Origin of the sequence: Flavobacterium flavipigmentatum, from assembly GCF_020911905.1 — a bacterium.
GTDB lineage: Bacteria > Bacteroidota > Bacteroidia > Flavobacteriales > Flavobacteriaceae > Flavobacterium > Flavobacterium flavipigmentatum.
In genome coordinates this window covers 3,104,454-3,130,755 of the sequence record NZ_CP087133.1, presented here as the reverse complement: position 1 = coordinate 3,130,755, position 26,302 = coordinate 3,104,454, and the positions used below count along the sequence as shown (strand labels likewise).

The following is a 26,302-nucleotide window of genomic DNA, read 5'->3' as shown; positions in this document are numbered from 1 at the left end:
ACGGTAAATGACATCCTATAACCCAAAAGATTGGTTTAGTTTTATTTTTCATTTTAGCAAAGCGGATACCTTTCGTAAATTACTTCCGATAATGATTTTCATCGGAATTTACTCGGCAACAATTGCTTATCTCGAAATAGAATTTTGGGATTTACCCGAAGATAGCCATGTAAAAAACATCTCGGTCATGCACAGCATGCTGGGTTTTGTCATTTCGTTATTGTTGGCTTACAGAACCAATACCGCTTATGATCGTTGGTGGGAAGGCCGCAGAATGTGGGGAAGTCTGGTTAATAACAGCCGTAATTTTGCTTTAAAACTATCGGTGATTTTGACAGACGAGAAAGACAGAGCCTTTTTTAGAAAAATAATTCCTGCTTATGCTTCTCTGTTAAACAAACATCTGAAAGACGAAGAAACGGGCAAGCAACTTTTTGATGATGTAGATTTAGTAATAGATCACCATAAACACAGGCCCAATCAGGTTGCGAAAATTATTTTTACAAAAATACATGATCTTTACAAAAGCAATAAAATTACAGGCGATCAACTTATTATTCTTAATAATGAAGTGATTACTTTTACAGATATTTGTGGTGCCTGCGAACGTATCAAAAACACGCCCATACCCTATTCTTACAGTGCTTTTATCAAAAAATTTATTTTTATTTTTGTATTGACACTTCCTTTTGGTTATGTCTTTTTGTTAGGTTATTATGTGGTTCCCGTAGTGGTTTTTATTTTTTATGTTTTGGCAAGTTTAGAATTAATTGCTGAAGAAATCGAAGATCCTTTTGGAATAGATGCCAACGACTTGCCTACTCAAAAAATATCCGAAAACATCAAAAAACATGTTGAAGAGTTGATTTAGTAAAGAATTAGAATCTAAATTTTGTGTTTAGATTCTAATTTAACCAAAGCACACGGCACGTTATCAAATGTCTGTTTCGTATTCTTTTTAATAAAATAAAGACCGGACTAAAAAACCAAATAAAATCTTTCTTTCTAGAACTCTCAATCCTTATATTTGTATTCTTATTTAAGAATAAAAAATTATCATGAAAATATCTTACAACTGGTTAAAACAATTCATTAAAACAGATTGGACATCTGAGCAAACTTCAGAATTACTAACAGATTTAGGACTTGAAGTAGAAGTTGTCGAAAAATACGAATCGATAAAAGGTGGTTTAGCAGGAGTGGTTGTAGGACATGTATTAACTTGCGAGAAACATCCTGATGCAGATCGACTAAAAATAACTACCGTAAACATTGGTCTTGAAGCACCTATACAAGTAGTTTGTGGCGCGACAAATGTTGCAGCAGGGCAAAAAGTACCTGTAGCAACTGTGGGTACAGTTTTGTATGACAAAGAAGGAGCTGCTTTTACTATAAAGAAAGGAAAAATTCGAGGACAGGAAAGTCACGGAATGATTTGTGCAGAAGACGAATTAGGCCTTGGTACAAGTCATGATGGTATCATGATTTTGGATGAAACATTAGAGCCTGGTACTCCTGCTGCGAGTGTTTTTAAACTTGCAGACGATGAAGTTTTTGAAATTGGCTTAACGCCAAATCGTGCCGATGCCATGAGTCATTATGGTACAGCACGCGATTTAAGAGCCGGAATGCTGCAAAGAGGTGTAAACGTAGAATTGATCACGCCTTCTGTGAGTAATTTTAGAGTAGAAATGCGTACTTTAAAAATTGATGTAAGCGTAGAAGAACCACTTCTGGCTCCTAGATATTGTGGTTTAACCATTTCAGGGATTTCTGTTGAGCCGTCTCCAGCCTGGTTACAAGACCGATTAAAAGCTATCGGATTAACTCCGAAAAATAACATTGTCGATGTCACCAATTATGTTTTGCACGAACTGGGACAGCCTTTACATGCTTTTGATGCCAGTAAAATAAACGGAAAAGTGATTGTAAAAACACTTCCGGAAGGTACAAAATTTGTCACTTTGGATGATGTTGAAAGAACATTACATAAAGAAGATTTGATGATTTGCGACGAAAAAGGCCCTCTTTGTATCGCAGGTATTTTTGGCGGAAAAAAATCGGGTGTTACAGAAGGAACTACAGCTATTTTCTTAGAAAGCGCTTATTTTGATCCTGTTAGTATTCGTAAAACTGCCAAAAGACATCAGTTAAACACAGATGCTTCTTTTAGATTCGAGAGAGGTATTGATCCCACTATTACAGAATATGCCCTAAAACGTGCAGCACTTTTGATTCAAGAGGTTGCGGGAGGAAAAATTACATGTGATGTGGTAGAAGTGTATCCTAAAAAAATTGAAGATTTTTCGGTTTTACTAAATTTTAACAATGTTTATAAAATTATTGGTCAGGAGATTCCAAAAGACACTATAAAAAAGATATTGGTTTCGCTGGACATCAAAGTAAATAGTGTTTCCGATTCTGGTTTAGGCCTGACGATTCCTGCATACCGAGTAGATGTGCAACGTGAGATCGATGTTATTGAAGAAATTTTAAGAGTTTACGGGTATAATAATATCGATTTTTCGAAAAAATTCAATGCGACCGTTTCAAATTCGCCAAGAACAGAAGATTATAAAGTTCAAAATGTAATAGCTTCTCAGCTAAACTCGCAAGGTTTTCACGAGATGATGGCCAACTCTTTGACAACAGCTGCTTACGCCAAATTATCAACAACTTTAAAAGAAGAACATAACGTAACAATGCTAAATCCTTTGAGTAATGATTTGGCTACTATGCGTCAATCGCTGTTATTTTCGGCTTTAGAAGCCATTTCTTATAACATCAATAGAAGAAATTCTGATTTGAAATTATTTGAATTTGGAAAAACATACCATAAATATCTCAACGGATACGAGGAGCACAAACACCTTACTTTGTCAATCTCTGGAAACAGAAACAAAGAAAGTTGGATTGCAGTTCAAAAATCTACCGATTTCTTTTTATTGAAAGGTTATGTAACGGCCATTTTAACGCGTTTAGGGATAGAAAAGATCACAAATGCTCCTGTGGCATCTGATGTTTTTTCTGAAGGAACTTCGATTTGCTACAACAATGATACATTAGTGGAAATGGGTGTGGTAAAAAAATCGATTTTAAAACATTTCGGAATCAAACAAGAGGTCTATTTTGCTGATTTTAATTGGGATTTAATTCTAAAAATTATCACAGGAAAAATTAAATACAGTGAGATTCCAAAATATCCGGAAGTTCGAAGAGATTTGGCTTTGTTGATAGACCAGAAGACGACTTATGAAAGTATTTATAACCTGGCAAAACAAACCGAAAAAGGACTTTTAAAAGACGTTAATTTATTTGACGTTTACGAAGGGAATAACTTGCCGGAAGGAAAGAAATCTTACGCATTAAGTTTTACTATTCAAGACAATACAAAGACGTTAACCGATGTTCAGATTGATAAAATCATGTCGAAATTACAACAAACGTTTGAGACAGAACTTGGAGCCAGTTTAAGATAGAACAGTTCTTATAGCAAAAGTAAACCCGACCATTTTTTTAAATTTTGTCGGGTTTGTTTTTTTATCTCATTCGATTTCTGGTTTTAATTAATACGTAAGAGCTGCAAAAATGGGATTGTTTTTTATTTTTTCTCTTCCATTTAAGAAAGTCAGTTCCATCAAAAAGTTGCATTGCACAATCTCACCCCCAAGTTTCTCGACCAAATCGCAAACTGCTTTCGCGGTCCCGCCAGTTGCCAAAACATCATCGTGAATTAAAACACGATCTCCTCTTTGAATGGCATCAGTATGTATTTCAAGACTCGCAGAGCCATATTCAAGGTCATAGGAAGCAGATAACGTCTTAAAAGGTAGTTTTTTAGGCTTACGAACCGGAATGAACCCTGCATTGAGCTCTTGAGCCAAAAGTATTCCGAAGAAAAAACCTCTGCTCTCAGCTCCTACTACTTTATCAATTTGTTGTCCTTTTAATGAATCTAATAAAATATTGAGGCATTTTTTTCTGGCAAGTGGGTCAATTAGCAAAGGTGTTATATCTTTGAACAAAATTCCTTCTTTGGGAAAACCCTGAATATCACGTATATAATTTTCTAACTGCATTTTTTTTTATTTTTATGTAAATTTTCGCTTGTATATGTCACTTTTATGCCTATCTTTGCACCCGCTAACAGCGTTTACCAAAACTACAAAAAATTAGTTTAGTAAAAAAATAGGCCTCGTGGCGCAACTGAATAGCGCATCTGATTACGGCTCAGAAGGTTACTGGTTTGAATCCAGTCGAGGTCACTACTCGGGACAAAAGAAAAATATCATCTTTTGTCCCGTTTTTTTTTGCCCGTAATCTATTGTTTACCAGATAGATACATTTAACCATTTCATTGACTCGGGCGGTGCGGATTTTCTGTTCTTGAAATGTGAAATTTTCGGGAAAAATTAAACCAATTAATTCTCTAGAATCAGCTAAAGTCCCACCATCAAAGGCTTCACCTAGCTTTAAAAGGTTTTCCAATCCAGTCGTCGTTAAATGCTCTATACTCGCCCTGTCGTCCTCTACATTACCCATCTCTTTTTCCAGATTACTGATAATCTCATTGTATTCAGTCTTCATGAGATTGTAATCTTCAGCATCGATTTTCTCGGTAACTAATAAATTTCTGGCCACAGATAATTTCTTTTCATAAACTGCAATCTGCTCAAGGGACTTCTTTTTTTCGTTAGCTATTACTCCAGTATGCTCTCTATAACCTTCAAGCAGAACTGCGGTATATAGCTTCTTAACTTCTTCTAAAGGTTTAAATTTATTTAAATGTTCTTTAAAAATCTTGTTAGCTATTTCAGAATTCACTCTCCATTTACATACTTTATCACAGTGATAATAGTAGTAATATTTATTCCTTCCTTTACATTTACTTCCTGTTAACTTCTGACCGCACTTTGGACAAAGAAAAAAACCTCGCAAAGGAAAATTCTCAATAGTCTTAATTTTTGGTCTATAAGTTCGCGCTTTACTATCAAGAACATCCTGTACCCGATAAAATAATCCCTCACTGATTATTGGCTCATGCTGACCATTGACCCACCTCTCCTCTTCATCTCTATACTTAGGGACAACTATCTTTCCGCAATAAAGTGGATTTCTTATAATAAGCCACAAGTTATTCTTAGAAATGGCAAAACCTTTTTCTTTGGCCATTTGATAAATTGATTCAGTACTAAAAATATTTTTAGCAATCTGCTCAAAAATCCAAATAACTTTTACAGCTTTATCTGGTACAATGGCAATATACTTTTTCCCATCCTCAGTTATTTTATTAGCATATCCATAAGGGGCCATACCCATATGCCTTCCCTCCTTCTTACCCCTTCTAAGCCCCTGAAAGGTATTCAATGCCCTTCGGTCGTTTTCAACCTCGGGTGCGGCTAGGTAAAATGCTAGCATCATTTTGTTTTCCGGAACACTCAGATCAAGTGGCTGCTCTATAGCCTGCGGTTCTATACCTAGCTTCCTTAATACATTGATCATTTGGTAAGCATCACCCGCATTACGACTAAACCTGTCCCACTTCATAAAAAGAACCAGATTAATTTTATTTTTATTTTTTTTTACTTCATCAAGAAATTTTTTCCATTGAGGCCTGTTAAATGTCTTTGCTGAATGATCCTCATAAATTACATTGCGTATCTGTATTTGGTTTATGCTACAATATTTTCTTAGCATCTCTTCCTGATTACGCTGCGAGAAGCCTTTTTCTGCCTGCTCGTCAGTACTTACTCTGATATATAAGTCCGCTATCTTGCTCATTTTGTTTTATTTAAATGTTTCAACACAGCGATATTAGCAATTATTCTTAAGAAATACAAAATTTCCTTGGCTTGTTCAATTGTAACATCTGATCCCTCAGATCTAAGCATTTGTAATGCTTTTTCTGGGGTCAACTTTGAAGTACCGTAGTCAATATCTTTCTCCATAATCACACTTTTAAAAATTTATAAAAAAGTAATTTAAATAGAGGTATGCTTCAAATTTAGTTATTGGCAATACTTGTCCTTACAAGGAAGTCTTTTTCCGAGTTGAGCGTCTTAGAGACCGAAATATTATGTGAGAATACTAAACAATATTTGGAGTTGAAATTACTTTAAATACTTGCAGATGCTTATTCTATAGAATTTAAAAAACATTCAGTATATGAAACATTCAAACATATGGGAACAAGAATGTAAATAAGTAAACCAACTTATTAAATCTTTGTCATTTCAAAAAAATAAAAGAAATATTTTATCTCTATATTACTTCTTCAAAACTAAAAACATCTGTATATCAAAAACTTAAAAGTAAATAATACAAATAAGGTACAAAAAAAATCTATTATTTTTAGAAAGCAGGTATTTAGCAGAAAAAACTAAACTATTAAATGAAAGATTTTTCCGCTCAACTGACTTATATTAGGACAAAACTCTATTATTTTTACAAAGTTATTTTAAAATACTCCGTAAAACAATTTAAATGTCGTTAGAAAAACATATAGATTTTAATCAATTAACCCCTGATCAGTTCGAAGAGTTATGCTTCGAGCTTTTGATTAAGCATGGCTTTACATCGATAACCTGGCGACAAGGTGGAGCCGATAATGGCAGAGACATAGAAGCAGATTTCTCCATTTCGAATGGGTTGCTTGGTACATTCAATGAAAAGTTCTTTTTCGAATGTAAGAGATATGAAAAAGGGGTTCCTCCTTCTGAACTAAATTCAAAAATAGCATGGGCTGATGCGGAAAAACCGCAACATATAGTATTCTTTATTTCTTCGTACCTTACTAACAATGCCAGAGAATGGATTGAAAAAGTTAAGAGAGACCGATTTTACAAAATTCATGTTGTCGAAGGCAAGACATTAAGTAGATTACTTGCCCAGCACGATGACCTGATTTCAAAATATTTTATAAAAAACAAGTTTATTAATCTTTTAGATGAAACAATAAGCAAGTGGACTCTACATAACCTTACACCAAATTTTTGGACTTACTATTATCTTTTAGATAACCTCGACAAAGAGTCGCTGACTACCAACCAACTTGTATATCTTTATGTGCTGTATTTCACCAACTATTCTAAATTAGAGGAACTTGAGAATGAAATTTATCATGGTATCATAATTTCAGATCATTTAAATGAGCTAAGCGAATTACTAAAGAAAAAACATTCATGCGATCACTCGGTTTTAATTGGTGAATTTGATTTTGATGTGTTAAGTGATGAAGGCTATTTAAAAGCGGATGAGGAAAGCAACCTAAAATTCAACTATGACTTTATCGCTACGGAGGCTTCAACAAAAAAACCAGATGGAAAAAGCTACAAATTATGTTATTATTTGTTTAGACGTTTATCATCAAATGAAAGCATTGAAATAATACTTCATCATACTTCGTCATTAGATTTTAAAATCCGGTATTCCAACAGCTATACTTTTGAACAATTTAAGGAAGCTTTAAACTTAATCAACTTACGTAAACAATTTCAGTATGAAGTTATAAAACTTAGCACCAATATGAAATAGAATCATCCTTGTACAACTTATCTAAATTTCATCGTTCTTTAATTAAAAAACAGAAGACATTACAGTAATGTAAAGTTTTATATTTACTCAACAGATTTAAAAACACATTCAATAAATGTTATACGATTACAACAAAGAAACTTTTGAGAAAATACAAAGCCTACCACAGGGTTTTTATTTGAATTATGACAAGAAAAAAAATCTAGTCCTAACAATTAAAGTACTTGCAGGTGTACTTGCCTCTATTGTAAAAGGCTGCCCTATCACTTTATATTTAATTAAAGATGAAAAACTGATTACGTTGTACATAATGGACCATCCAATAATGCCATTATATTTTAAAGGTATTAATTTTAGTGAGGAAGATAAAGATTTTAAAAACTTCGAGGCAGTTGTAATAGATCTGATCAAAGCGGAAAGTTTCACATTAGTCGTGATGAACGAGACACATTACCAGATTGTAAATTCAAAAATCAGCAAAAAAAATTCATTCAACCTTTTCTTAAAATGGCTAGCAGACAGTGAACAGGTATTTGAAATAATATTGTCAAATAGCAGCTTCAGCACTGATAACATGCCTATGTACATTGATTCGTTTGAAAATAAAATATGGGATGACAAACTTATTGACAACAAACCATATTATAAGTTTGACGAGTACACGAAAGATGGAAAACATGGATATCATCAAGAGTTTTCTTTTAGAAATATCCTTTCACTTTATTATGAGCCTAATGTAGAATTATATCATTCTATCAAAAAATTAAATGGAGAAGAATTTACAGATTTCGTTTTAATGTATGAAAGAGCAATAGTACTGATCGAATCTAAGTATACTATAAGCTCAAAACAAACTATGTTTAATAAAGCTATTAGTAAAGCAGTTAGGCAACTTGAAAAAGCAGAAACAACACTATTGGAGCAACCAGATTCCATCGCAGAACCTAAAGTGCGTCACGCGTTGTTAAATTTTGAAGTCCTTTTAAAAATGTGTGTTTTTTACGACGACGGGAGAGATTTATTGAACGCTTTTAAAAACATTTCTCATACAATATTTCTGCCTGGTATGTAAAAGCACTTACTGCGGGTGATCTGAAATCCTTTATTCCATCTATACCCAATACAGTTCTCTCGCAGTATAATTTCCAATTAGGATTAGTGCAGCACATTGTTGTGACAGGACAGTTACTTTTTTTTGAAGATTTATCAGACTACGGTCTTACTTTGAAAATAGATTTCTCAAAGTATAAAAAATTAACTTTTACTGCCCTTGAGGGGTGGCGGATTACAATTGATCTTGCTATCAATAAATTCCTGAACGAGTACTCCCAAAAATACATCTGCGGGGATGAGTTCATTTATAACAACAGTTTAACGATCGATGACGCAATACAGATTCTTGCCACATATGTCGAAACACTGCAGAATACTGAAATGAGCGAACTGATCTTGCATCAGCAGTTTTTTCTCTCGTACCTCCTCTACCTGCGCAATAACGATCAGCGTCAGCCTGACATTTTAAAATCATTATATCCTAGGATTCATAAAGATTTGTGGTTTTATACCTTCTGTTTCTGCCAGGTGCTGAATCATAAAAAAGAATATAAGTATTCACTGGACTGTGTGCTCCAATATGAATCCAATGGCGGTGAGCTATACAGCGAAATCTATCTCTTTAAAGGCGCCCTGTTCCATCTAAACGGAAGAAGCTCTGAAGTAATAGATATATTTACAGATTATCTCAACTCCTTAGAGATTATAGAGGAAAGGAATGGACTAAATATTGTTAATGCATTTGTAAGCATATTATATAAAAAACTAGATGAAGATATTCTACAATTACAGCTAGCCAAAATAAAGGAGAAAGAATTCAAAAACGAAGAGCTCAAGGGCTTACTGGAGATCATAATTACAACGAGATTCTTTAAGAATTTTGATCGTGAAGAAATTTACGAAAAGCTGTGTGTATTGCAAGAATTCAAAGAATTTGACATCAAGTGGAAAACCCTTATTGCCGAAAGTTTTAATTCGATTGGAAGAAGAAAGGAATCCATCGAATTTTTAAGAACATTTCTGGATAAAACGAAAATTACCGAAACACTCCGTTTTTATATAGTTCTGCTTCATGAACAGCTCTGCGACCGAAATGATCAGGAAAGAGGATTTTACGTAGAACTGCTTGAATTATTAAAGTTTTGGAGGGAAAATGCCTATTCACCTGACCGGCAATTACTTGAATATGAACACAATTTATACGGCGAGATTAACGATTTTGACGAAATCGAAAAAATCGACCAGTATCTCTATGAAAATTTCCCTTCCAATGAGCAGTATATCCTTTCATATCTGCACATTCTGGAAAGACGCCAGAACTTCTCCAAGCTGAAGGAGGTCTCAGAGAACATCGAATGGGAGATTCATAACGAAACATTTGGGGTGGAGCTAAGCATGATCTTAATAAGGACAGAGGCTGACACAGACCGAGGTTTTTCATTGCTTTATAAACTTGCCTCCAACACTTCGAATACTGAAGCGCGAAGAAATTATTTTGCAAGCCAGATATTATTAAAAGAACAGAAATATTTTAAAAGCTATCAGACCGTTGAGCTCGGCTGTTGGGTAACTTATTATGTAGGTGAAAAGAAAGATTATCTAAAAATTGAAAAAGAAAGCGGTCTGCAGAAAGACTTTTTAGGACGTAAGTGCGGAGAAACTTTCACAACGTCAACCGGTGTTTCCCAAAGGATTACCACCATATACATCCACGAAATATTAAATGATGCATGGCACTTATTCCGCACCATACAGGACCAGGCGGCAAATCCTGTCAATGAGCTGGGGTTTGAAGCGTTACAGACACCAGAAAATCCCAACGATTTAATAGAATTCTTCAAATCCCATTTCGGTCCTCTAGGGCTGAAAGATAAAGAATTTAAAGATCGGTCTTTGGAAGATTATTTCAATTATCGACTAGGTTTTTCAGAAATTTCCAAAATGGTTTTTGGTGAAAACTATATTGATGCGTATATGCATCTTACCAAGAATCCTGCCTTTAAGTTTACAACAATTCCATTGCTGCTCTCAAAGCCGATTCCGGAAAACCACGATTCATTAGAATTTGCCCTGGATTTCAGTACGCTGATGCTTTTTTATTCATTGGAAAAAGAGCTGGGCTTTGAATTCAAGCACAGATTTACCGTCTCATTTCTTGTAAAAGACAAGATAGAGATGGAAATTTTAGAACTGACGAATTCTGCACCTTCTTCAATGACTTTGCAGATAACCCCTCAGTCAGTAACAAAATTTGATACACCGGAAGATTTTAATCAAAAGAGAATTTTATTCCTAAAAGATATTTTAACGTGGATAGAAGATAACTGCAAAATTGATCTGGTCGCCGAAAAATTAAATATCGTTCGAAAAATAGGCCCCAAAGAGAGTATGGAAGGCATGATGAAAATTTTAGTGGAAAGTATGTGTATAGCGGACCGAGAAGACTTTCTGCTTATCAGCAGTGATTCAACTTTATACCTGGCAACTAGAAGTACCATCGGAAACATTATCAGCCCCGAGAAGTATTTAAATAGTTTTTATCCTGATAAATGCGGTACAGACTTCTACAGCTTTCTTTTAAAGTCAAATTATATTGGTATAAACATAATTTTCGATACACTTAAAACTGAATTCTATCAATATTTAGCTGGGGGAAAGAATTATTATAACCTCTGCCTTCAAAACCTCCAGTATAACGTTCATCAAAATCCAAATACTGTCGTTATGCTGAGCCGTTTCCTTAAGGATTTATATATCATGCCCTTGCTCAAATCCGAGCAGCAGGATCACCAAGCCCAGGTAATATTAAGCAGAGCTTTATTTGGTATGCCTAAAGAGGTCGCAATTAAATTCAGCAAACAGTTGGGAGTCGATTTTAAATTACTGGGAAACAAGTATGTACAAGTGATGAAGGTATTAAACAATTTTTTTTAGAAAAAGAGAACTTAAATGAAAGAAAATCAAGAATTTGCAGACAATGTTTTCAAAAATTTTAATGACTTGTTTTTTAATCCAGAAATCGAAAGAAGAAGACAGCTAAATCTAATTCAAGAACCATTTTACTTAATAGCAGGTCAAGTTGTATTCTTTTGTGACGGAAAACAACCAATAATTCGCCTAAACGAAGAAGTTAAAGCTACAGTTAAAATTAAAAAAAATGTAGATATCACAAATGAAAATTTTTGGGCATCAAGAAATGAAGTTGAAAAAGTACTATTTAGCGACCCTGAAAATTTAGATTGTGGTCACGCAACGATGATTCATTTTAAAGATGGTTATAAATTAACATTTGACTTTATTTACAATAAACATACTTGTAACAAGTATTTAAGTACAGCCGAGGAATTTCTTAAATCAGCACAATTTGCGCTTGAAAATAATTTTATATCTGCTTTTATTGATAATTCTTTTAGCTCGATGGAATTATTAGCAAAAAGCAAATTGCTTTTGGAGACAAATAAAAATATCAATGGTAAAACAAATCATAAAGCTATAAAAGCTGAATTTAATAAACGTTATAAAAACGATTTGAATAATATTGAAATAAATTATAAAATTGTATTAAATAAATTGTCTCTATTGAGAAATGATGCGCGTTATTTAGAAAAACCATTTACCATATCCGAAGAAGATAAAAAGTTAATTATAGATTCAATGCTTGATTTACATAAGAAAATTAAAGAAAACATCAGCTAAGACCAACTATTTAGGCAATTGTATTATTGGAAAATTAAAGGAATTAAAAATTAAACTGACAGGGTTCTATACTTTGGATTATAGCAAAATAATAGTGATGTCCTACCCTAGCCCCGATAGCAGTGGAAATCCTTTTGTGCCGGTGTTCGGCACAAAAGATTGGAACGTATAGCGGGAAAAAGCTCCTTAAAAATAAGATTAAACCTAAAAAAATCAGGGATCAGCAAATAAAATAAAAAATTCCCCTACAACCAAAAATTACGACAAGCACCACCGTAATTCCCAAAACCCGCTCAAAGCCCCAAAACACACAGCCAAAAACACCCAACCCCTATGACCCGCAGCACCCTTATAAGGAACCCAAAGCGGCCCCAAAGACATCACCTGCAAGGACATAGAAAAGGACCTTATAGAGAATGACACATCGGAGGGGTCACAAATGGATAGGAATACCCAAAAGAGCGATGAGGCTCAAAATGAATCCTTTGCGACCATAGCGCCCGAAAAGGACAATCCGATAAGGAAGGAATTCTAAATTAGGGAACTGGGAAATGACGAGCTTAAAGAAGATGAGATCGCAAGGGACTCGTCGCCTGATGGCGCACCCCGCAACAATAAACCTTCCCAGCGAAAAGTTTAAAGAACTTAGATTGGATACATGTAAAAAGCCGTTATCAGTGGAGTTTTTTTTATGCCTTGTACACAAAAACAAAACTTATTGCTTTGGTGTCAAAGTATCGCCAATACTTAAAGTATAAGAAAGCCTTGGATAAACGAAGTCTGTAACGGTATTTTCTTCTGCTCTTAATTTAAAAAATGCTGCTTTTTGATCGTCATTGGCTACTTCTAATACTTCTCCGGTAGCAAATCGAGGTACTCCGTCATTAAAATTTATAAAGGTTTTCGATTTTCTAAAAGTAATACCAAGCCATTTATTGTCTGATTCAGACTTTTTTATACTTGGCATGGACTCCAATATAATTTTATGCAGATACTTTGTATTGGCAGACAATGAAAACAAAACCATTGAATTATGGGTCAATGTAATATCAAATTCTTGGTTTGTTGTTTTATCTTTGAGCTTGAGTTTTCTTACGTTTTTCTCTGTCAATTTATCCGGATTTTCATAGCAGGTAAAAAGTCCGATATAAGAATCACTTTCCAAATCCATACATTGATCAGAATGGTATTTCATGGTGGCGTAATGGCAGTCATAGACTTCTATTAAGGCATTATTAAAATCCAGCAATGGCAATTGATGCGTTTGGTCACTTTGAATTGTCTGGTTTACAGATTCAACAATTTTGTGATGAAGGGCAGAAAAATTATGCGCCGGTATAGTGTATAGGGTCGTAGTTCTCACTATGGGTATACCTTTTTGAGATATCGCGACCAAATGATTCCCGATTCTGCCTTTTGCTACATCTTCAAAAGAAACAGAATTGGATAATTCGTCGAATAGATTCTTTTCTAAAGGAAGCGTAATTGTATAAAACCCTGAGTTTTCCATTATTGATTTTTAATAAAAAATTCCGTTTAAAATATTGGTTTTTCGTAATCACCGGAATTCATACTAAAATGAATTTTTCCATATTCCACTTTCTTCTCATACCTATTTTCTTGGTAGTAAGAATTTCGCAAATCAACCATCGTTTCTGAGGTCATTTCTGCCAGCTTAATTAATTGGCCATTTTCTTTGATATAAGTCTGACCGTTCATGTGTACAGCTTCCAAATTAGAGCAACGCGCCACATAACCCATTCTCACCGGAATTTTATCTACATTTAATACCGAAGGTCTAATTTCATGCGTATAGAACCTATTGGTAGAAAGCGGTATTAAAAATGCTGAATTTGGATATAATGTCACGCTGAATTCTTTTTCTAAAGCGGCATCAGTAACCGTACTTTTTAATTTGAAATGCAGTTTTGTCAACCCGCTTGTTTCTTTATAACACCAATCGTATTTGTCTTTTTTTGATGGCTTTAGCTGATCAAAATTAGCATCATCATAAAAAGTACAAAATACAATAATGCCTTCTTTGGGCATGTCTTTGGTTTTATCAGAATGCGCTTTTATTTTCGATTTTACTTCTTTTGAATTCTCAGCCGTTTTTACTTTGTTTTCATAAAGCTGCACCAATACATGATTTACTTTCGTTTCCTGTTCAAAACTATATCTGGCCGCATCGTTTAATGCATTGATGATAATATGATCGGTTTGGCGAAAGTTATCTGTTGGTCCTGTAAAATTGCTGGAACATCTTAAAAGACGATAATGCAGTATTTCATTTTCTTCTGCATTTTCTTCTTTTGAAACTTGGGTTAAATAAATCCCTTTTCTTAAAGCTAAAGAGTCTTTATTGGATTCTGTTAAATGCTGAAAAATATGCTCTGATTTAATTTTATCAAAATAATCTTTATCAAACATATCTCTAAAATAAACACCCGCATTGCTAATCAAAATTGGCACTTTTCCCAAATCTGTAATATGAAAGTTTTCTTGATGACATTTTTGGTAATTCACAGAGAGTTCCTTAATAATGTACAGCGTATTGGTATCATTTTTAAGTTCCTCTAAATCTCCGCAGACATACATTTTCTTATTGTCTAAAGGAGGCTGGATTTCAGAAAAACTTTTGACTACAGTTCCGCAAAAGTTTTCGATTGTATACTGAAGTTCTGCCGTATCCTGCTGCTTATTTTCTAATACAACAAGAATATTTTTATCTCTGGCAATTCTGTTTTCAATATCTGATCTCATCATTTTATATTTTAGTTTTAATCCGTTTGTTGTAAATGCATAATTGAATTAAACACAATGGTATTTAGTTTTGATACTTGCTTTTCGCTTTTATTTATATCGTGTCTTCCTTTGTCAATCGATCCAGTTCTTTCAGCAATGTCGGAATCCTGAATTCGCCCGCCATACTTGCTACTTTTTGTACTGCATCGTCTAGTTCAATTCCTATTGCTGTAATAAATAATGGTTTCTGACTATCTCCCCTTAATATGCCAATTTTATCTTTTTCGATCGAAGCAAAATTGGTTTTGGCAACGCCAATAATGGGAATTTCTTTGTTTAGTTTTTCATACAAATGACCACCCAAACCGTATTTCTTTTCATCGTCTAAATAAACAAAACTGTCCACGATAATAGCATCAACAGTTTTTAAATCTATTTGATTCAATAAACTCATAATACAGGGAAGTTCTCTTCTGTAAAATTCACCGGGAATATATTCTTCTACATTGTCTATAATTTCTGTGTGAATTTTAAAATTTTCACTTTCATTCCATTTTTCAAATTCCAGACAAACTGTTTTTGCTTTTCCGTCAAAATAGTAAGTATCAAAGGCTAATATCATATACAAGAAGCGTGTTAGTAATAAATTATATGATGAATTGAATTTCATTTTAGCGAATATAAAACTTATTTCTGCTACAAACATGAACTTACTGAAGTTGATTTCAAGAATTATCATAAAATCAAAAAACTCCATTAACGTTTTTTTTATTGGATTTTGGGATAATCTCCTTCTTTAACTATAAATTATCCAGTAAAATCACATTAAGCCATAGTTGGAAGGCAGTAGTTACTACATATGCCAGCAAAAGCTACAGCAGATCTGAAAAAGGCTTAATGGAAAGTTAGTTTGTATTTGGAAATAATAAAAAACCAAAGCCCAAACAAAAAAAATGGATTCAACTCTTAGTCCCTCCCGATTGCTTCGACAGTTCGCTTCGCTCGTGTGCCGTGATATGCTTTTGTGTCAGGGTCGGCAAAAACGATTCGAGCGGATAACCCGGGATTAGCTCGTAAAGATAATTATCCCATAGAGCAACGTACTTTAAATTTTCATATTATTAATTTTAGGATTGTATTTCTTCTAAGGATTATTATATTTAGGACCTCAATACAAAAGTTTAGCAAACGACACTATGTACGAATATCTTGAAAAAAACTTCAATCATTCCAACTGGTTTTATGAGTCTTATAATGGAAGTAAACTTAATAACCTGCAAGGAAACATCAAATTCATGAAGCAGACTAAATACTGGTTAAACAGAGACACCAATGAGCTTGAATTCGAGAATGGGACAGCTTCTTTCTCTTTTGAATTTAACCGGGAAAAAGAAATTATTACCGCACTAACAAATGAAGAAAAATACGAGACAAAGTATAGCAGTTTTAAAGAAGGCAAAATAATTTCCCACAGACATTGTCCCGATAACTCTGTCGAACTTTATGAATATGATGAGGCCACTGGCTTATGTAATAAATATATCACGATAAACAAAGAGGGAATCAGAACCGAGTACCCGCGGACTATTCAAATTTTAGAAGATCAGTCGATACTATACTCTGATAAAAATTTTATGATTAATTATGATCAGTACGGCAGAGTAAAACATAATAAAGTAAGCGCCAATTTCCAATACGTTTATGACTATCTTCCTGCTGCAAAAAAGGGATATTATATCAAAACTTCTCTTACTAATGAGCAGATTAGTTGTGTAGAAAAATACAATTATGATCATTATATAATAGAAGTAGTAATGTACAGGAATAACTCCGTTTCGAGTAAAAAAATGATGTTTTACGATGAAACGGATAAATTAATACAGGATCTTACCTTTTTTGACGATGATTCTTTCGAAAGCCACTACTATTTTTACAATGATAAAGGTCTGCTTATTGAAGATAAAATCTGCTCTGAAGGCAGAAAAACAGGAACATGCGATTTTTTTGAATACGACATTTACAATAACGTCATTAAAACAAGAGACAATACTTTCCAATATACGTATGACCAGCATGGAAACTGGACAGAAAAATTAGAACTTTCACATGGTGTGGTAATCTGCAAAATAACCAGGGAATTTGAATATTTTCCCTTGAGTCTTCGAAGTGTCTAGAAAAAGTATTTCTGAAAAATAACCTGTATTATCAGATGTGTTTGGAAAAACAATGGCAGAATAAGAAAAATATTTACTGGTATACGCTCTAAGCCCTTGCCTTGTGTGTACTTTTTGGTTAATTTTATCCTATGAGACCTCTGGCTCAAGCAAGAAAGGTAAAGATCAGAGAGCGAACATACCAAACAAATCCTCCAAATCCAGAACTATTTTCAATTAATCTAATTACCCAAATCTATTCTACAAATTTTTAATCGTTTGATTATTAAATATTATTTTTTAGTTTTTAAAGAAAATCTCATATCCCAATTCTATTTTTACAATTACAATATTGAGTTTTTCCTTAATTAAATTTAACCCATCAGTATCAAATAAATATTTCGTTTGGTAGGAAAAATGATACTGCCTTCCTTTTTTAAAATCTTTCTTATTGGATTTTTTTACCAGTTCTATATGAAATTCTATATTGTCAATTTCTGTAGACAAATCAGAATATTTCTTGATACTTCTGATTTCTTCTGCTGTTAACTTTTGATTTTCAAAATCAAAATCAATACAGCCATTTTCTTTTAATTTTTCATAAGTACTTTGGTCAGCCAATACAATTCCGAAATCGCAAAATTCATAAGAGAGTAAATAGAATTTCTTTTGAACATTAGCTTGTGTTAATTCCAAAATTTCATTTAAAACCATAGTAATTCTTTCATTATCGATATAATGGCTATATTTTTGAAAAAAAGTTTTAAAAATTTTGCCCTCTATTTCTAACTCAATAAAATATTTATCTTCTTTTTCTTCAATAGCGGTGATGGAATAATCAATATTTATATCAAGTAAATTGAAACTTTTGTCAAAAATTTCCAAGTAATCCTTACCTTCAAATATACCATCCGGAACATCATAAAAGAATTCTTCATTTGAAATTATATTCTCTAATTTCTCCAATGCATTGCCATAATAAGCATTATTTTGTAGCGATAATTTATTGAGATCTAAATAAAAATCTAATTTTTTATTTAAAGTCAAAGGTTTAAAATTAGAATTATCTAAATCAATATAAACTACTTCGGATTTATTTTCTTCAACAAATAAAGCACCATTGCTTTTATTACGTGCTATAGGAATTAAGTTTTCTGCACGGAATACCGGATAAAACTCCCTGTTAACTATGTTGCTTATTTCTTCTTTTAAAAAGCTTGGATTATTGAAATTGTTGTCTTTATTGTTATAATTTAAAACATTAAACTCCCCAAAATAAGGAACCTTAAAAATAACTTCCTTATTATGTTTTATTCTAAATTCTAAAATTTCTTTACTAGAACTAGGTATTTGCAGGTTTTCATTTTCTTCAAATCTGTGTATACCCTTAAATTTGCCATTATTCAAAAAGGTAATTTTTAAGATTTTAACAACTGATACAAAACCTCCATAAATTATCATTAAAAGTCCCATATAGTGAAACAATGTCACAGTAAAAGAATATAAATAATAACCAAAAAGGATTAAAATTATACCAATTAATATATTTATTAGGCTTCTTTTTTTAGAATTCATTTTATGTTTAATTATTTAGTGTATGATGTGGCTTAAGCGACAACTAATATTTTGAATCAGATCTTAGGCGGCTTTCAAAGTACAAAATTCCCTATTTTGGTATTTATGAAACATAATTCTCTGGACTTACAGGTCAGCCCCACTGGTGGCAGTGTTAGATACTTGTAAATTATTGCTCGAGTTCATTTAATATTTTTTTTGGAGCGTAGTGTATTTGAAAACCTCTCTCTAATGATTTTTCTATAAATCTTTTATATTCTTTGTACGCAGTTTTCTTGTCTGTAAATTTTAAGAGCCCGGCACCCGTGAATATTTCATTATTCCGAATTTCACAAATATCCCATTTGGAGTAATCATTTGGGTCCATTAAACAACAAACAGTCTGTACCTGAAGACTGTCAATAAATGATTCTAAATCACAGATTCCTTTTTCCAATTTGTATTTCAGCCAGTCCTTATCTGATAAGTCAGAGACATGGAAAATGTGAATAGTGTCCTTGAATTTATTTAATAATACAATCTCAGTTGAACCATATAAATTTCCAATTTGTATAAAATCGTAGGGAACTTCTGGTCTGAATTCACTCTCGAATAATTTTAGGGCTTCCAGGCTGTCTAAAAAACTAAACGGTTTTTCAAATTCTTCATCATCACCCTCCGTAATTAGGTTCGCTGGTATGGCAAGTAAATTGTCTCCAAAAATCTTAAAGGAATGAAGCTTTCTGAAATTTTCAGGCAATACCAAAAGGTTTTCTACAGAGAGTCTTGATTTTCCTGAAAGTTCTCCCATTTTTTTTTCAAGCTCGGTGAGTTTGTCGGTCATTTTATCGTTATTAAAATCTATATGTCTAATAGACCATATAGTATGACGCATAAGGTCAATTTATGAAAAAACTTCGTTTCTTTTACCTCAAATGTAACAAAAAAGTTGTGCTAAAAAAGGATTTTTTGAGTTTTTAGAAATACATCATATTATAGGAATTCATCACAGCCAAATCCATTTTTTTAGTCTATAAGTCCCTATGAAATGACTCTGCACAATTCGGTTCAGAGATTTGGAAAACTTTATTACCTTATGGTATAACAGCATCATAAAGTATGTCTTAACAATAGTGACGACATAACAATTAGCCCTGATAGCAGTGGAAATCCTTTTGTGCCGGGGCAAGGCACAAAATATTGCTTCGCCAGTTCACTTGCGATCTGGTGGAACGTATAGCGGGAAAAAGCTCCAAAAAAACAGCACTTTATACAATTGACTATGTTGATCACTCCAAATTAAATTATGGCAGTAATTCGTGATACGGGATTAATCCAGCCTAAAACTAAATCAGCTTATTTCCAGCTATACTAAAACAGTAGCAGGACAATTAGAATATCTCATTCACAGCTATTACTGCACAACTAAGAGATTTAGTATATTATTGTTATATTCGCTAAAAATCTTACTAATTACGCACTGCAAGTTAAAAAACTCGTATTTGTGCCATATTATGGCTGGAATAAATTAGTTAGTTGTGAAATAACAAAAACTGGAATGAAAAACAAAATGATAATCGAAAGTCTAAAGGAGAATGAAATCCTATTAGAAAAAATTGTAATTAAAAGTCTGCAATTAACCAACAATAAAACGCAATCTGAATTTTATAAACTTTGGAAAGAACATAATACCAATAAATATATTGAAGTTATGTTCAATGATTTGAAAACAAATATTGAAAAGTATTGGCTAAATGACAAATACAATAAAGACTTAGAAAAAAGCTTTAATATGCTATATTTTGAACATAGCGGACTTTATGGGGGAGAATTTGACACATTTGCAATCGATTTTAATTACAAGGGCAATGAAAGTCCAATTTTTGAAACTATGGATGATAGACTTAATTATTTAGAAAACATTTCTTGTCTGCCTGGATGTGAAATTCCATTACTTTACGATTTGACAAGAGAAATTCAAGGAAAAGAAGCTGATTTCGATGATTGGGATGACTTAATGGAGATTTATAACTTATTTGAAACTACAGCCTTAATAGAATCTCATCAAACTTTTTTAAAAGCTGACAATGAAAAACTATTTAGAGATTTGAATTTTAAAAAACCATTTTATTTTGCAGTTGGTGAGCACGATGCTGGAGCTCCGAAATTAATATACGTAATTGAATAAAAATATAAAAGCTAACAGCTACAAAGGACTTGGGCAATCGGCTTAATGGAAAATTGGTGTTATATTTGATAAGATTTACTTCGTCTATTTGCTAAGGCTAGGCTGGCAAATCCGAATAATGGGCTTAATTTAGTCCCAAAGTGCGTAAAGCCGCTGAACGTAAGGCTGTAAAAAAACCTCTTCAAATTTAGAGAGTATTCGGAGAGCTACCAAATAAAAATCTCAAATACGGGATTCTCATGAGGGTATTTTAGTTTTTTCATAGACTGACGTTATGGCTCAGTTTAGCAGAACCAAAACTAAATCATATGAAAATACATAATGCTGATTTTAAAATAATACGTTTGGATTTCAACATTGAGATTCTAAAAACAAAACCTTTAATAGAATCTAATCCTGAAATAGCTTTAGAATTATTCAAGGCTTCTGATGGAATGAAAGATGTTTGCAGGCTTGGCTTTAGGATTGCGTCACATTTTTTAGAAAAAAAATCGAAAAAAGAAGTTGTCGGTTATCTCTCTGAATATTTCTCTGATTTTGTGATAGAAAATAAAACGAAAGATTTGGTTGATATTAAACGATTTGTAGAAAACGCATTTCTTAATCACGAAATTCAATTCCAAGACAATAAACCGACACAAGTTATAATGGATAACTTAATTTTAAATCCAAATATTGACGGTTTTACGGAGCATATTTTTTCTCTTCTAAAAAAGCACGGCTATTACCCTGAATAATTAGCATTGGCTCTTACTTAAACGGTGCGGAAGCGATTCCGAAAATTGGAATAAATAGAAAAACCGAATGTATAACAGCTACAACGGATTTGGGTAATAGGCTTAATGGTAAATTTGTTTTATATTTGGGATGATTTACTTCGCCTGTTCTCTATAAGAAAAGGATTAAAGATAAAAGTTTTGTCAAGTGCTTATGAAATTATTATTTAAAAACTAAAAGCAAAAGCATAAAAAATGGATTCAACTCTTTAGCCCCGATAGCAGTGAAATCCTATGTGCCAGTGTTCGGCAAATAGCATATTTTGAAAAGATACTTTTTCTAATAAATGAACATTAAAATTTCAAATTATCAATCATAATCATTGGACCAGACTGCATCATAATTCAGCATACTAAATCCTGTTTTTAATAAGTCAAGACTTGAAAGTTTATTTCTCAAATCATTATAAATTTCTTCAAAACTTTTGCCTTTCAATACCCAATGCATAAACTATTCCTGTAATTGTTCCCCCAGAGAAAGTTGAAAGCATCTGCACATTTTCCAATAGCGGTTTTTTAAAATATATGAGTCGGTTCAGATAAGACATAGATCTTAAATGAAAGACAGCTGCTCTTTATCCTCCTCCTGAGCAGCTTAATGCAATTTTACCCAATGGCTTACTTGGCATTAATTGTTTATTCATTCTTTAAATATTTATAAATTATAATTCAAAGCAAACATATTTTCAAGAATTCAATTTTAAAGTAATTTGACAACTAATAAATGTCAAATTAAGTTTTTATGGTATATTCCACATATAGTGACCTAGAATCAACAGCCCCGGATAATTTTGACCATGATTCTTTAGCAACATTCGAAAGAGATGGATCACAATCTTTATCATAAGTATCTTCCATACGAATGATGCGAAATTTTGTTTTTTCTTTTAGACGGTTATGAAGGTTACTTGCAGGCATCTTCCATCCATTTTTTTTAGTAATATTAGGATCATTTTTATCTACAGGTATCATTGCTACAAGTTCCTCGCTATTCATTTTCTCAAGACCTGCAACCAGCGTAGCATTATGACTGCAATGATGTCCTACCTTATAAAATACTGTTTTCTCCAGCAGATTATCAACATTAAAACCCGATGGCTTGTCTTGCCATAAAATATCATTCCAAGACAACCAATTGCCGGTTTGAGCATCACCTACAAAAAGCAATACTTTACCTGATTTTACTAATTCAAAAGCCAGGACAAGACTTGTATTATTGGTATAACTATCCAGATAAAGTGCGAGTCTGCCTGCTTGATCCAACCAATCTGTATCAATTCTCTGCCACTCGTTTTTTACATCATTATAGGTACTCTTAACAAATTGATCATCACAGATCGGTTTCTGCAGGCGATTATTAAATGGAAAATAATCTTCATCCGGATCTGCTGCTCCTGTATTGCTAAAATTACTCAGCGCCTTTAGAAAACTTTGGGCATTATCGTCTGCTGCCTTAAGTTTATGATCATAAGATTCATCTTTTGCTGCTGTTATATCAAAAAGCAATTTGGTATTTCTAGGAGGACCGAGCACGTAAACTTTAACTTCTTCATCCATACCAGGGAGTGAAAATTGATTTCCAGGCTGTAAATATTTTACTTCAGAGCTCATTTCTTTGAGAATTTTTAATCCTTCAGCAGGCACGGCAGGAGCATCCCCATCTAAATAGAATCCCAGAATGTCATTTAAGCGCTCAGTCGCTATATGGTTTGAAAAAGCTGCATTTTTACTGTCGCTTATCGCAGTTTTAATCCCCCTTAATTTAGCAGTGAGCTCTTTCTCTCCACGGCTAATTTTCTGTGCACTTTTATCTTCTGGATCGTCAAGCCACGAGAGCCACGCTTGTTTGGCTTTTAATTTCAAAAAAATATCTTTGGCATGTTTAAAACCGGATAGATGATCATTGTGCTGATGGGTTCCCACTACAACATCTAAAGCATCTTCTTTTTGTTCATCTGCTATATGTTGTGCAATCTCCCTCATTCTTTGGACTGATTTTCCTCCATTTCTGAAGGAGCCACAATCAATTAAGACTGAACAACTTTTCTCCCCTTCTGCAAACTTTAGATAAAAGCAATCTCCCAGTTCTCCAACGCGATACATTCTTATAGATACACTTAATTTACTCATAGATTATAGATTATCGTGAAAATGTAATTTTGAAAAGTTAATACGATCGGAGAAACAATCGTCATCGTACATTGAACCGTCAAAGGAATGGAATGCATGAGTATCGTTTCCTTTTTGATAGTTTAGCTGTGTAAGAAATCGGCGCTGACTGCTAATATTTTTTGTAATAATGTAATCCAGATTAAAATTGTCTGCCAGATTAAATATTAAGGTGCACCCACCCCTAAACCTAAATTTTTCTTTATCACTTAGAGCTACCTCCGCTTTTTGCGTGAGCGTAACTATTACCTGTTCCAAAATATTTCCCTCACGTCCAATTCTGTAAGCAGGTCTAATTTTATGCACTTCAATTTTAAATGCATTTATGGGAATCATTTCTTTTCCAAAATTATCAAGATAAATAATTGGTTTATCTGTCAAACCTAATTTTTTAAGAAATGTTGACCATTTTTCTGGTCCAAGTTTATTCTCCTTTAGATCAAGCAAATCATGCAGCTGCAATTGACTGTTATTGTATTTATTAAATATTGCCTCACGGTCACTCATTCCTAAAATTACCCTGACCTCTTTTTCAACCTTTTGGGCAATGATATCTAATGCAATTTTTTCATCATTATTAAAATCATCTGGTTTAGACCATCGAAGACTTTCCTCAGAAAAGGTATTGACACGATCAGGAAAAATACCCCAATCACGAAAAGATTCCATAAAAGCGACCCTGTAATTATTATCATCAGCTGGAGCGGCGTCCATATCTGCTGTAATCAAAGCTCGGAAATAGTCACCAAAAGTGATATCAACAGGCGGGCAATAATCTAAAGCACGGATTGCTATATTGAGCAAATGTCCGGCGATCTGACAAAGTTCCTGAGCTAGGCGTTTTGTAAGATCATAAGAAAGTTGTCCCGATGGTAATATTCCTGTTCCATTGGATGCTATTCTTAATAAATCTTCTGTTTTAAAAGTATATACTTTAATAAGTGCATCAAAAAAAGCGGCTACAAGCAATGATCCCCTTTCATGTGGAGTTTCTACTGAATGATAAAGGGAAGAATCAGGCCTTTTACGTTCCCATTTTCCATCTTTATTTCGCGAGCCAATTGCACTGCGCAGAGCGCCATGCCCATTAGGTAAGGCATTGCCAAATTGTGTTGCAAGATCTCCAAGTAAATTAAATTCGTTTAAATCACCTTTGGAGGTTCGAAGCTGGCTTTCTACAAGTTCTGTAATAGTAAAACGTTGAAGAAGTGCAATAATATCTGAAAATGCTTCATGAAAAGCTGCTACATCGCTATTAGTAGACTCAAGAAAACGAGGATGAATACTGTCTAATATAGCATGAGTTACTTCGTGAGCGATAATATCCGGAGAAAGACAAGTAAAAACTGCTCCTCCTGGAAAACTTTTTGCATTTAATCTTGATGAAGCTTTGAAATATCCAAAAATTAATGCCTTTTTATTTGAATCATAATATGCATTTGCGTCTCTGGTCCCATGAGGATAAATCCTAATTTTTGCAACATATTCTGTTTTCTTGTCTTTTATTCGAGGGCTCCAGATAACTTTTCTTCCCAATGCTTTCTCAAAACTATCTAAGGTCTTCATTGCAATGGTATAAACAAACTGCTGATGAAACTTTGGATTTCCTTCATCTGGCTGGAGTCCGTTTTGAGATAATACTTCTATGCTGTTTAAATTTACTGCTTCATAGTAACAATTACTTGGAGGATCTACATCAATTATCTCAAAATATTCTCCATTAATACATATAGGATCTATGAAGTCTTTTGGATCTGTAAGGTTCTTGGATGCATTGACAGCTCGGGAAGGCTTCTTCAAATCCTCCCATCTAATGCGATAAACTGTCTGATTAAAATTCATGGTGTCTAACTGACTTGAAAATCCGGGATCAAGCGTGTAGCCCCTTAGATAACGGTAAGAAAGTTTTTTCATAAGCATTTAAATTAAAATTTGAGCACAAACCCTATTTCTGTAATTCTATATGGCATTAAAATGATATTTTTAAGAAATAAAAAATATTCTATTACTTATTCAAAATTTCACATCCTAAAGCCATCTCTAATCTTTTTCAAATTTAGATAATCAAAAACACATACAAATACGTAAAAATACTCATTTTCAATAACTTAAATAAAAATTATTTTAATCATTTTACCAACTTCTTTCAGGAAGAGACACTTAAACCCCAAAAAAAAACGTTATGCACAATATCTTTTCAATAAAACTAAACAGGAAGAAAAAACAAGCAGACCCGCGGATGAATTCGAAAGACTACAACATAATTTAAGTAAGGATTGCATTGCTAGTTAAGAAAAAACGCATTAAAAAAGTTACCGTTAATTTCTCTGTGTCACTCTGGTTTATGCTACATTTCAATATTTAGAGGCACCTAGAGTGTCAGAAAATCTTCATTAAATAATTTTGTTCTAATTTAGAACAAAATTATTTTTTTA

19 protein-coding genes and 1 tRNA gene are annotated in these 26,302 nt (G+C 33.2%); 10 read left to right on the top strand and 10 right to left on the bottom strand.

Annotation, left to right across the window (positions count from 1 at the left end; genetic code table 11):
• The first annotated feature begins 7 nt into the window (after positions 1 to 7).
• Positions 8 to 871, top strand: coding sequence for a bestrophin family protein (locus tag LNP22_RS13450; RefSeq protein WP_229973913.1), 864 nt, complete (start codon positions 8 to 10; stop codon positions 869 to 871).
• 187 nt (positions 872 to 1,058) lie between these two features.
• A complete protein-coding gene (pheT, locus tag LNP22_RS13445) occupies positions 1,059 to 3,479 on the top strand; it encodes a phenylalanine--tRNA ligase subunit beta (RefSeq protein WP_229973912.1) in 2,421 nt (806 codons plus the stop codon).
• Positions 3,480 to 3,566: 87 nt separating this feature from the next.
• On the opposite strand, the gene LNP22_RS13440 is transcribed toward pheT, so the two are convergent.
• Positions 3,567 to 4,079 (bottom strand): adenine phosphoribosyltransferase, encoded by a 513-nt coding sequence (locus LNP22_RS13440; RefSeq protein ID WP_229973911.1) that lies wholly within the window; start codon positions 4,077 to 4,079, stop codon positions 3,567 to 3,569.
• A 112-nt stretch (positions 4,080 to 4,191) separates the two neighbouring features.
• Between LNP22_RS13440 and LNP22_RS13435 the strand changes: the two genes are divergently transcribed.
• Positions 4,192 to 4,265: transfer RNA gene (locus LNP22_RS13435), tRNA-Arg, on the top strand.
• Here LNP22_RS13435 and LNP22_RS13430 read toward each other — a convergent pair.
• Together LNP22_RS13430 and LNP22_RS13425 are read right to left on the bottom strand one after the other, a co-directional pair.
• Complete coding sequence (locus LNP22_RS13430; RefSeq protein WP_229973910.1) at positions 4,231 to 5,781, bottom strand: recombinase family protein; 1,551 nt, start codon at positions 5,779 to 5,781, stop codon at positions 4,231 to 4,233. The two genes, LNP22_RS13435 and LNP22_RS13430, sit on opposite strands and share 35 nt — an antisense overlap.
• The gene (locus LNP22_RS13425) at positions 5,778 to 5,948 is read right to left on the bottom strand and encodes a hypothetical protein (protein WP_229973909.1); all 171 of its coding nucleotides are present in this window, start codon (positions 5,946 to 5,948) and stop codon (positions 5,778 to 5,780) included. Before LNP22_RS13425 ends, LNP22_RS13430 begins: the two co-directional genes overlap by 4 nt.
• A gap of 535 nt (positions 5,949 to 6,483) precedes the next feature.
• Between LNP22_RS13425 and LNP22_RS13420 the strand changes: the two genes are divergently transcribed.
• The 4 genes from LNP22_RS13420 (at position 6,484) to LNP22_RS13405 (ending at position 12,282) form a co-directional block, all read left to right on the top strand.
• A complete protein-coding gene (locus LNP22_RS13420; RefSeq protein ID WP_229973908.1) occupies positions 6,484 to 7,533 on the top strand; it encodes a restriction endonuclease in 1,050 nt (349 codons plus the stop codon).
• Between the two features lie 115 nt (positions 7,534 to 7,648).
• Entirely contained in the window at positions 7,649 to 8,605 is a 957-nt protein-coding gene (locus tag LNP22_RS13415; RefSeq protein WP_229973907.1) for a hypothetical protein, read from the top strand.
• 86 nt (positions 8,606 to 8,691) lie between these two features.
• Positions 8,692 to 11,520 carry a PIN domain-containing protein gene (locus LNP22_RS13410; protein ID WP_229973906.1) on the top strand — a complete coding sequence of 943 codons (2,829 nt, stop codon included), beginning with the start codon at positions 8,692 to 8,694 and terminating at the stop codon, positions 11,518 to 11,520.
• Between the two features lie 15 nt (positions 11,521 to 11,535).
• On the top strand, positions 11,536 to 12,282 hold the full coding sequence (locus tag LNP22_RS13405) for a HEPN domain-containing protein (protein WP_229973905.1): 747 nt from the start codon (positions 11,536 to 11,538) through the stop codon (positions 12,280 to 12,282).
• A 715-nt stretch (positions 12,283 to 12,997) separates the two neighbouring features.
• Here the strand turns inward: LNP22_RS13405 and LNP22_RS13400 are convergent.
• From LNP22_RS13400 to LNP22_RS13390, 3 genes are all read right to left on the bottom strand, one after another.
• The gene (locus LNP22_RS13400; RefSeq protein ID WP_229973904.1) at positions 12,998 to 13,792 is read right to left on the bottom strand and encodes a hypothetical protein; all 795 of its coding nucleotides are present in this window, start codon (positions 13,790 to 13,792) and stop codon (positions 12,998 to 13,000) included.
• 26 nt (positions 13,793 to 13,818) lie between these two features.
• Entirely contained in the window at positions 13,819 to 15,048 is a 1,230-nt protein-coding gene (locus tag LNP22_RS13395) for a hypothetical protein (RefSeq protein ID WP_229973903.1), read from the bottom strand.
• Positions 15,049 to 15,139: 91 nt separating this feature from the next.
• Positions 15,140 to 15,649: an endonuclease V gene (locus LNP22_RS13390; protein WP_229973902.1), complete on the bottom strand. Its 510-nt coding sequence runs from the start codon at positions 15,647 to 15,649 to the stop codon at positions 15,140 to 15,142.
• Positions 15,650 to 16,223: 574 nt separating this feature from the next.
• On the opposite strand from LNP22_RS13390, the gene LNP22_RS13385 reads away from it, so the two are divergent.
• Complete coding sequence (locus LNP22_RS13385) at positions 16,224 to 17,201, top strand: hypothetical protein (protein ID WP_229973901.1); 978 nt, start codon at positions 16,224 to 16,226, stop codon at positions 17,199 to 17,201.
• A 279-nt stretch (positions 17,202 to 17,480) separates the two neighbouring features.
• Here LNP22_RS13385 and LNP22_RS13380 read toward each other — a convergent pair whose 3' ends face one another.
• Both LNP22_RS13380 and LNP22_RS13375 read right to left on the bottom strand, forming a co-directional pair.
• The gene (locus tag LNP22_RS13380) at positions 17,481 to 18,755 is read right to left on the bottom strand and encodes a hypothetical protein (protein ID WP_229973900.1); all 1,275 of its coding nucleotides are present in this window, start codon (positions 18,753 to 18,755) and stop codon (positions 17,481 to 17,483) included.
• Between the two features lie 169 nt (positions 18,756 to 18,924).
• Positions 18,925 to 19,629 (bottom strand): hypothetical protein, encoded by a 705-nt coding sequence (locus tag LNP22_RS13375; protein WP_229973899.1) that lies wholly within the window; start codon positions 19,627 to 19,629, stop codon positions 18,925 to 18,927.
• Positions 19,630 to 20,238: 609 nt separating this feature from the next.
• On the opposite strand from LNP22_RS13375, the gene LNP22_RS13370 reads away from it, so the two are divergent.
• Complete coding sequence (locus LNP22_RS13370) at positions 20,239 to 20,922, top strand: hypothetical protein (RefSeq protein ID WP_229973898.1); 684 nt, start codon at positions 20,239 to 20,241, stop codon at positions 20,920 to 20,922.
• A 308-nt stretch (positions 20,923 to 21,230) separates the two neighbouring features.
• Positions 21,231 to 21,659, top strand: a complete 429-nt coding sequence (locus LNP22_RS13365; RefSeq protein ID WP_229973897.1) for a hypothetical protein — start codon at positions 21,231 to 21,233, stop codon at positions 21,657 to 21,659.
• Positions 21,660 to 22,430: 771 nt separating this feature from the next.
• Here LNP22_RS13365 and LNP22_RS13360 read toward each other — a convergent pair.
• Together LNP22_RS13360 and LNP22_RS13355 are read right to left on the bottom strand one after the other, a co-directional pair.
• On the bottom strand, positions 22,431 to 23,828 hold the full coding sequence (locus LNP22_RS13360) for a ComEC/Rec2 family competence protein (protein WP_229973896.1): 1,398 nt from the start codon (positions 23,826 to 23,828) through the stop codon (positions 22,431 to 22,433).
• A gap of 3 nt (positions 23,829 to 23,831) precedes the next feature.
• Positions 23,832 to 25,781: a gluzincin family metallopeptidase gene (locus LNP22_RS13355; RefSeq protein WP_229973895.1), complete on the bottom strand. Its 1,950-nt coding sequence runs from the start codon at positions 25,779 to 25,781 to the stop codon at positions 23,832 to 23,834.
• Positions 25,782 to 26,302: the final 521 nt, after the last annotated feature.

What these genes read in the sequence shown, in the direction of transcription:
- pheT (WP_229973912.1), top strand. Translation starts at nt 1,059, where the DNA reads ATGAAAATATCTTACAACTGGTTAAAACAATTCATTAAAACAGATTGG.
- LNP22_RS13390 (WP_229973902.1), bottom strand. Translation starts at nt 15,649, where the DNA reads ATGATATTAGCCTTTGATACTTACTATTTTGACGGAAAAGCAAAAACA.
- LNP22_RS13400 (WP_229973904.1), bottom strand. Translation starts at nt 13,792, where the DNA reads ATGGAAAACTCAGGGTTTTATACAATTACGCTTCCTTTAGAAAAGAAT.
- LNP22_RS13425 (WP_229973909.1), bottom strand. Translation starts at nt 5,948, where the DNA reads ATGGAGAAAGATATTGACTACGGTACTTCAAAGTTGACCCCAGAAAAA.
- LNP22_RS13440 (WP_229973911.1), bottom strand. Translation starts at nt 4,079, where the DNA reads ATGCAGTTAGAAAATTATATACGTGATATTCAGGGTTTTCCCAAAGAA.
- LNP22_RS13355 (WP_229973895.1), bottom strand. Translation starts at nt 25,781, where the DNA reads ATGAAAAAACTTTCTTACCGTTATCTAAGGGGCTACACGCTTGATCCC.
- LNP22_RS13380 (WP_229973900.1), bottom strand. Translation starts at nt 18,755, where the DNA reads ATGAATTCTAAAAAAAGAAGCCTAATAAATATATTAATTGGTATAATT.
- LNP22_RS13385 (WP_229973901.1), top strand. Translation starts at nt 16,224, where the DNA reads ATGTACGAATATCTTGAAAAAAACTTCAATCATTCCAACTGGTTTTAT.
- LNP22_RS13415 (WP_229973907.1), top strand. Translation starts at nt 7,649, where the DNA reads ATGTTATACGATTACAACAAAGAAACTTTTGAGAAAATACAAAGCCTA.
- LNP22_RS13430 (WP_229973910.1), bottom strand. Translation starts at nt 5,781, where the DNA reads ATGAGCAAGATAGCGGACTTATATATCAGAGTAAGTACTGACGAGCAG.
- LNP22_RS13420 (WP_229973908.1), top strand. Translation starts at nt 6,484, where the DNA reads ATGTCGTTAGAAAAACATATAGATTTTAATCAATTAACCCCTGATCAG.
- LNP22_RS13365 (WP_229973897.1), top strand. Translation starts at nt 21,231, where the DNA reads ATGAAAATACATAATGCTGATTTTAAAATAATACGTTTGGATTTCAAC.
- LNP22_RS13360 (WP_229973896.1), bottom strand. Translation starts at nt 23,828, where the DNA reads ATGAGTAAATTAAGTGTATCTATAAGAATGTATCGCGTTGGAGAACTG.
- LNP22_RS13395 (WP_229973903.1), bottom strand. Translation starts at nt 15,048, where the DNA reads ATGATGAGATCAGATATTGAAAACAGAATTGCCAGAGATAAAAATATT.
- LNP22_RS13450 (WP_229973913.1), top strand. Translation starts at nt 8, where the DNA reads ATGACATCCTATAACCCAAAAGATTGGTTTAGTTTTATTTTTCATTTT.
- LNP22_RS13375 (WP_229973899.1), bottom strand. Translation starts at nt 19,629, where the DNA reads ATGCGTCATACTATATGGTCTATTAGACATATAGATTTTAATAACGAT.
- LNP22_RS13405 (WP_229973905.1), top strand. Translation starts at nt 11,536, where the DNA reads ATGAAAGAAAATCAAGAATTTGCAGACAATGTTTTCAAAAATTTTAAT.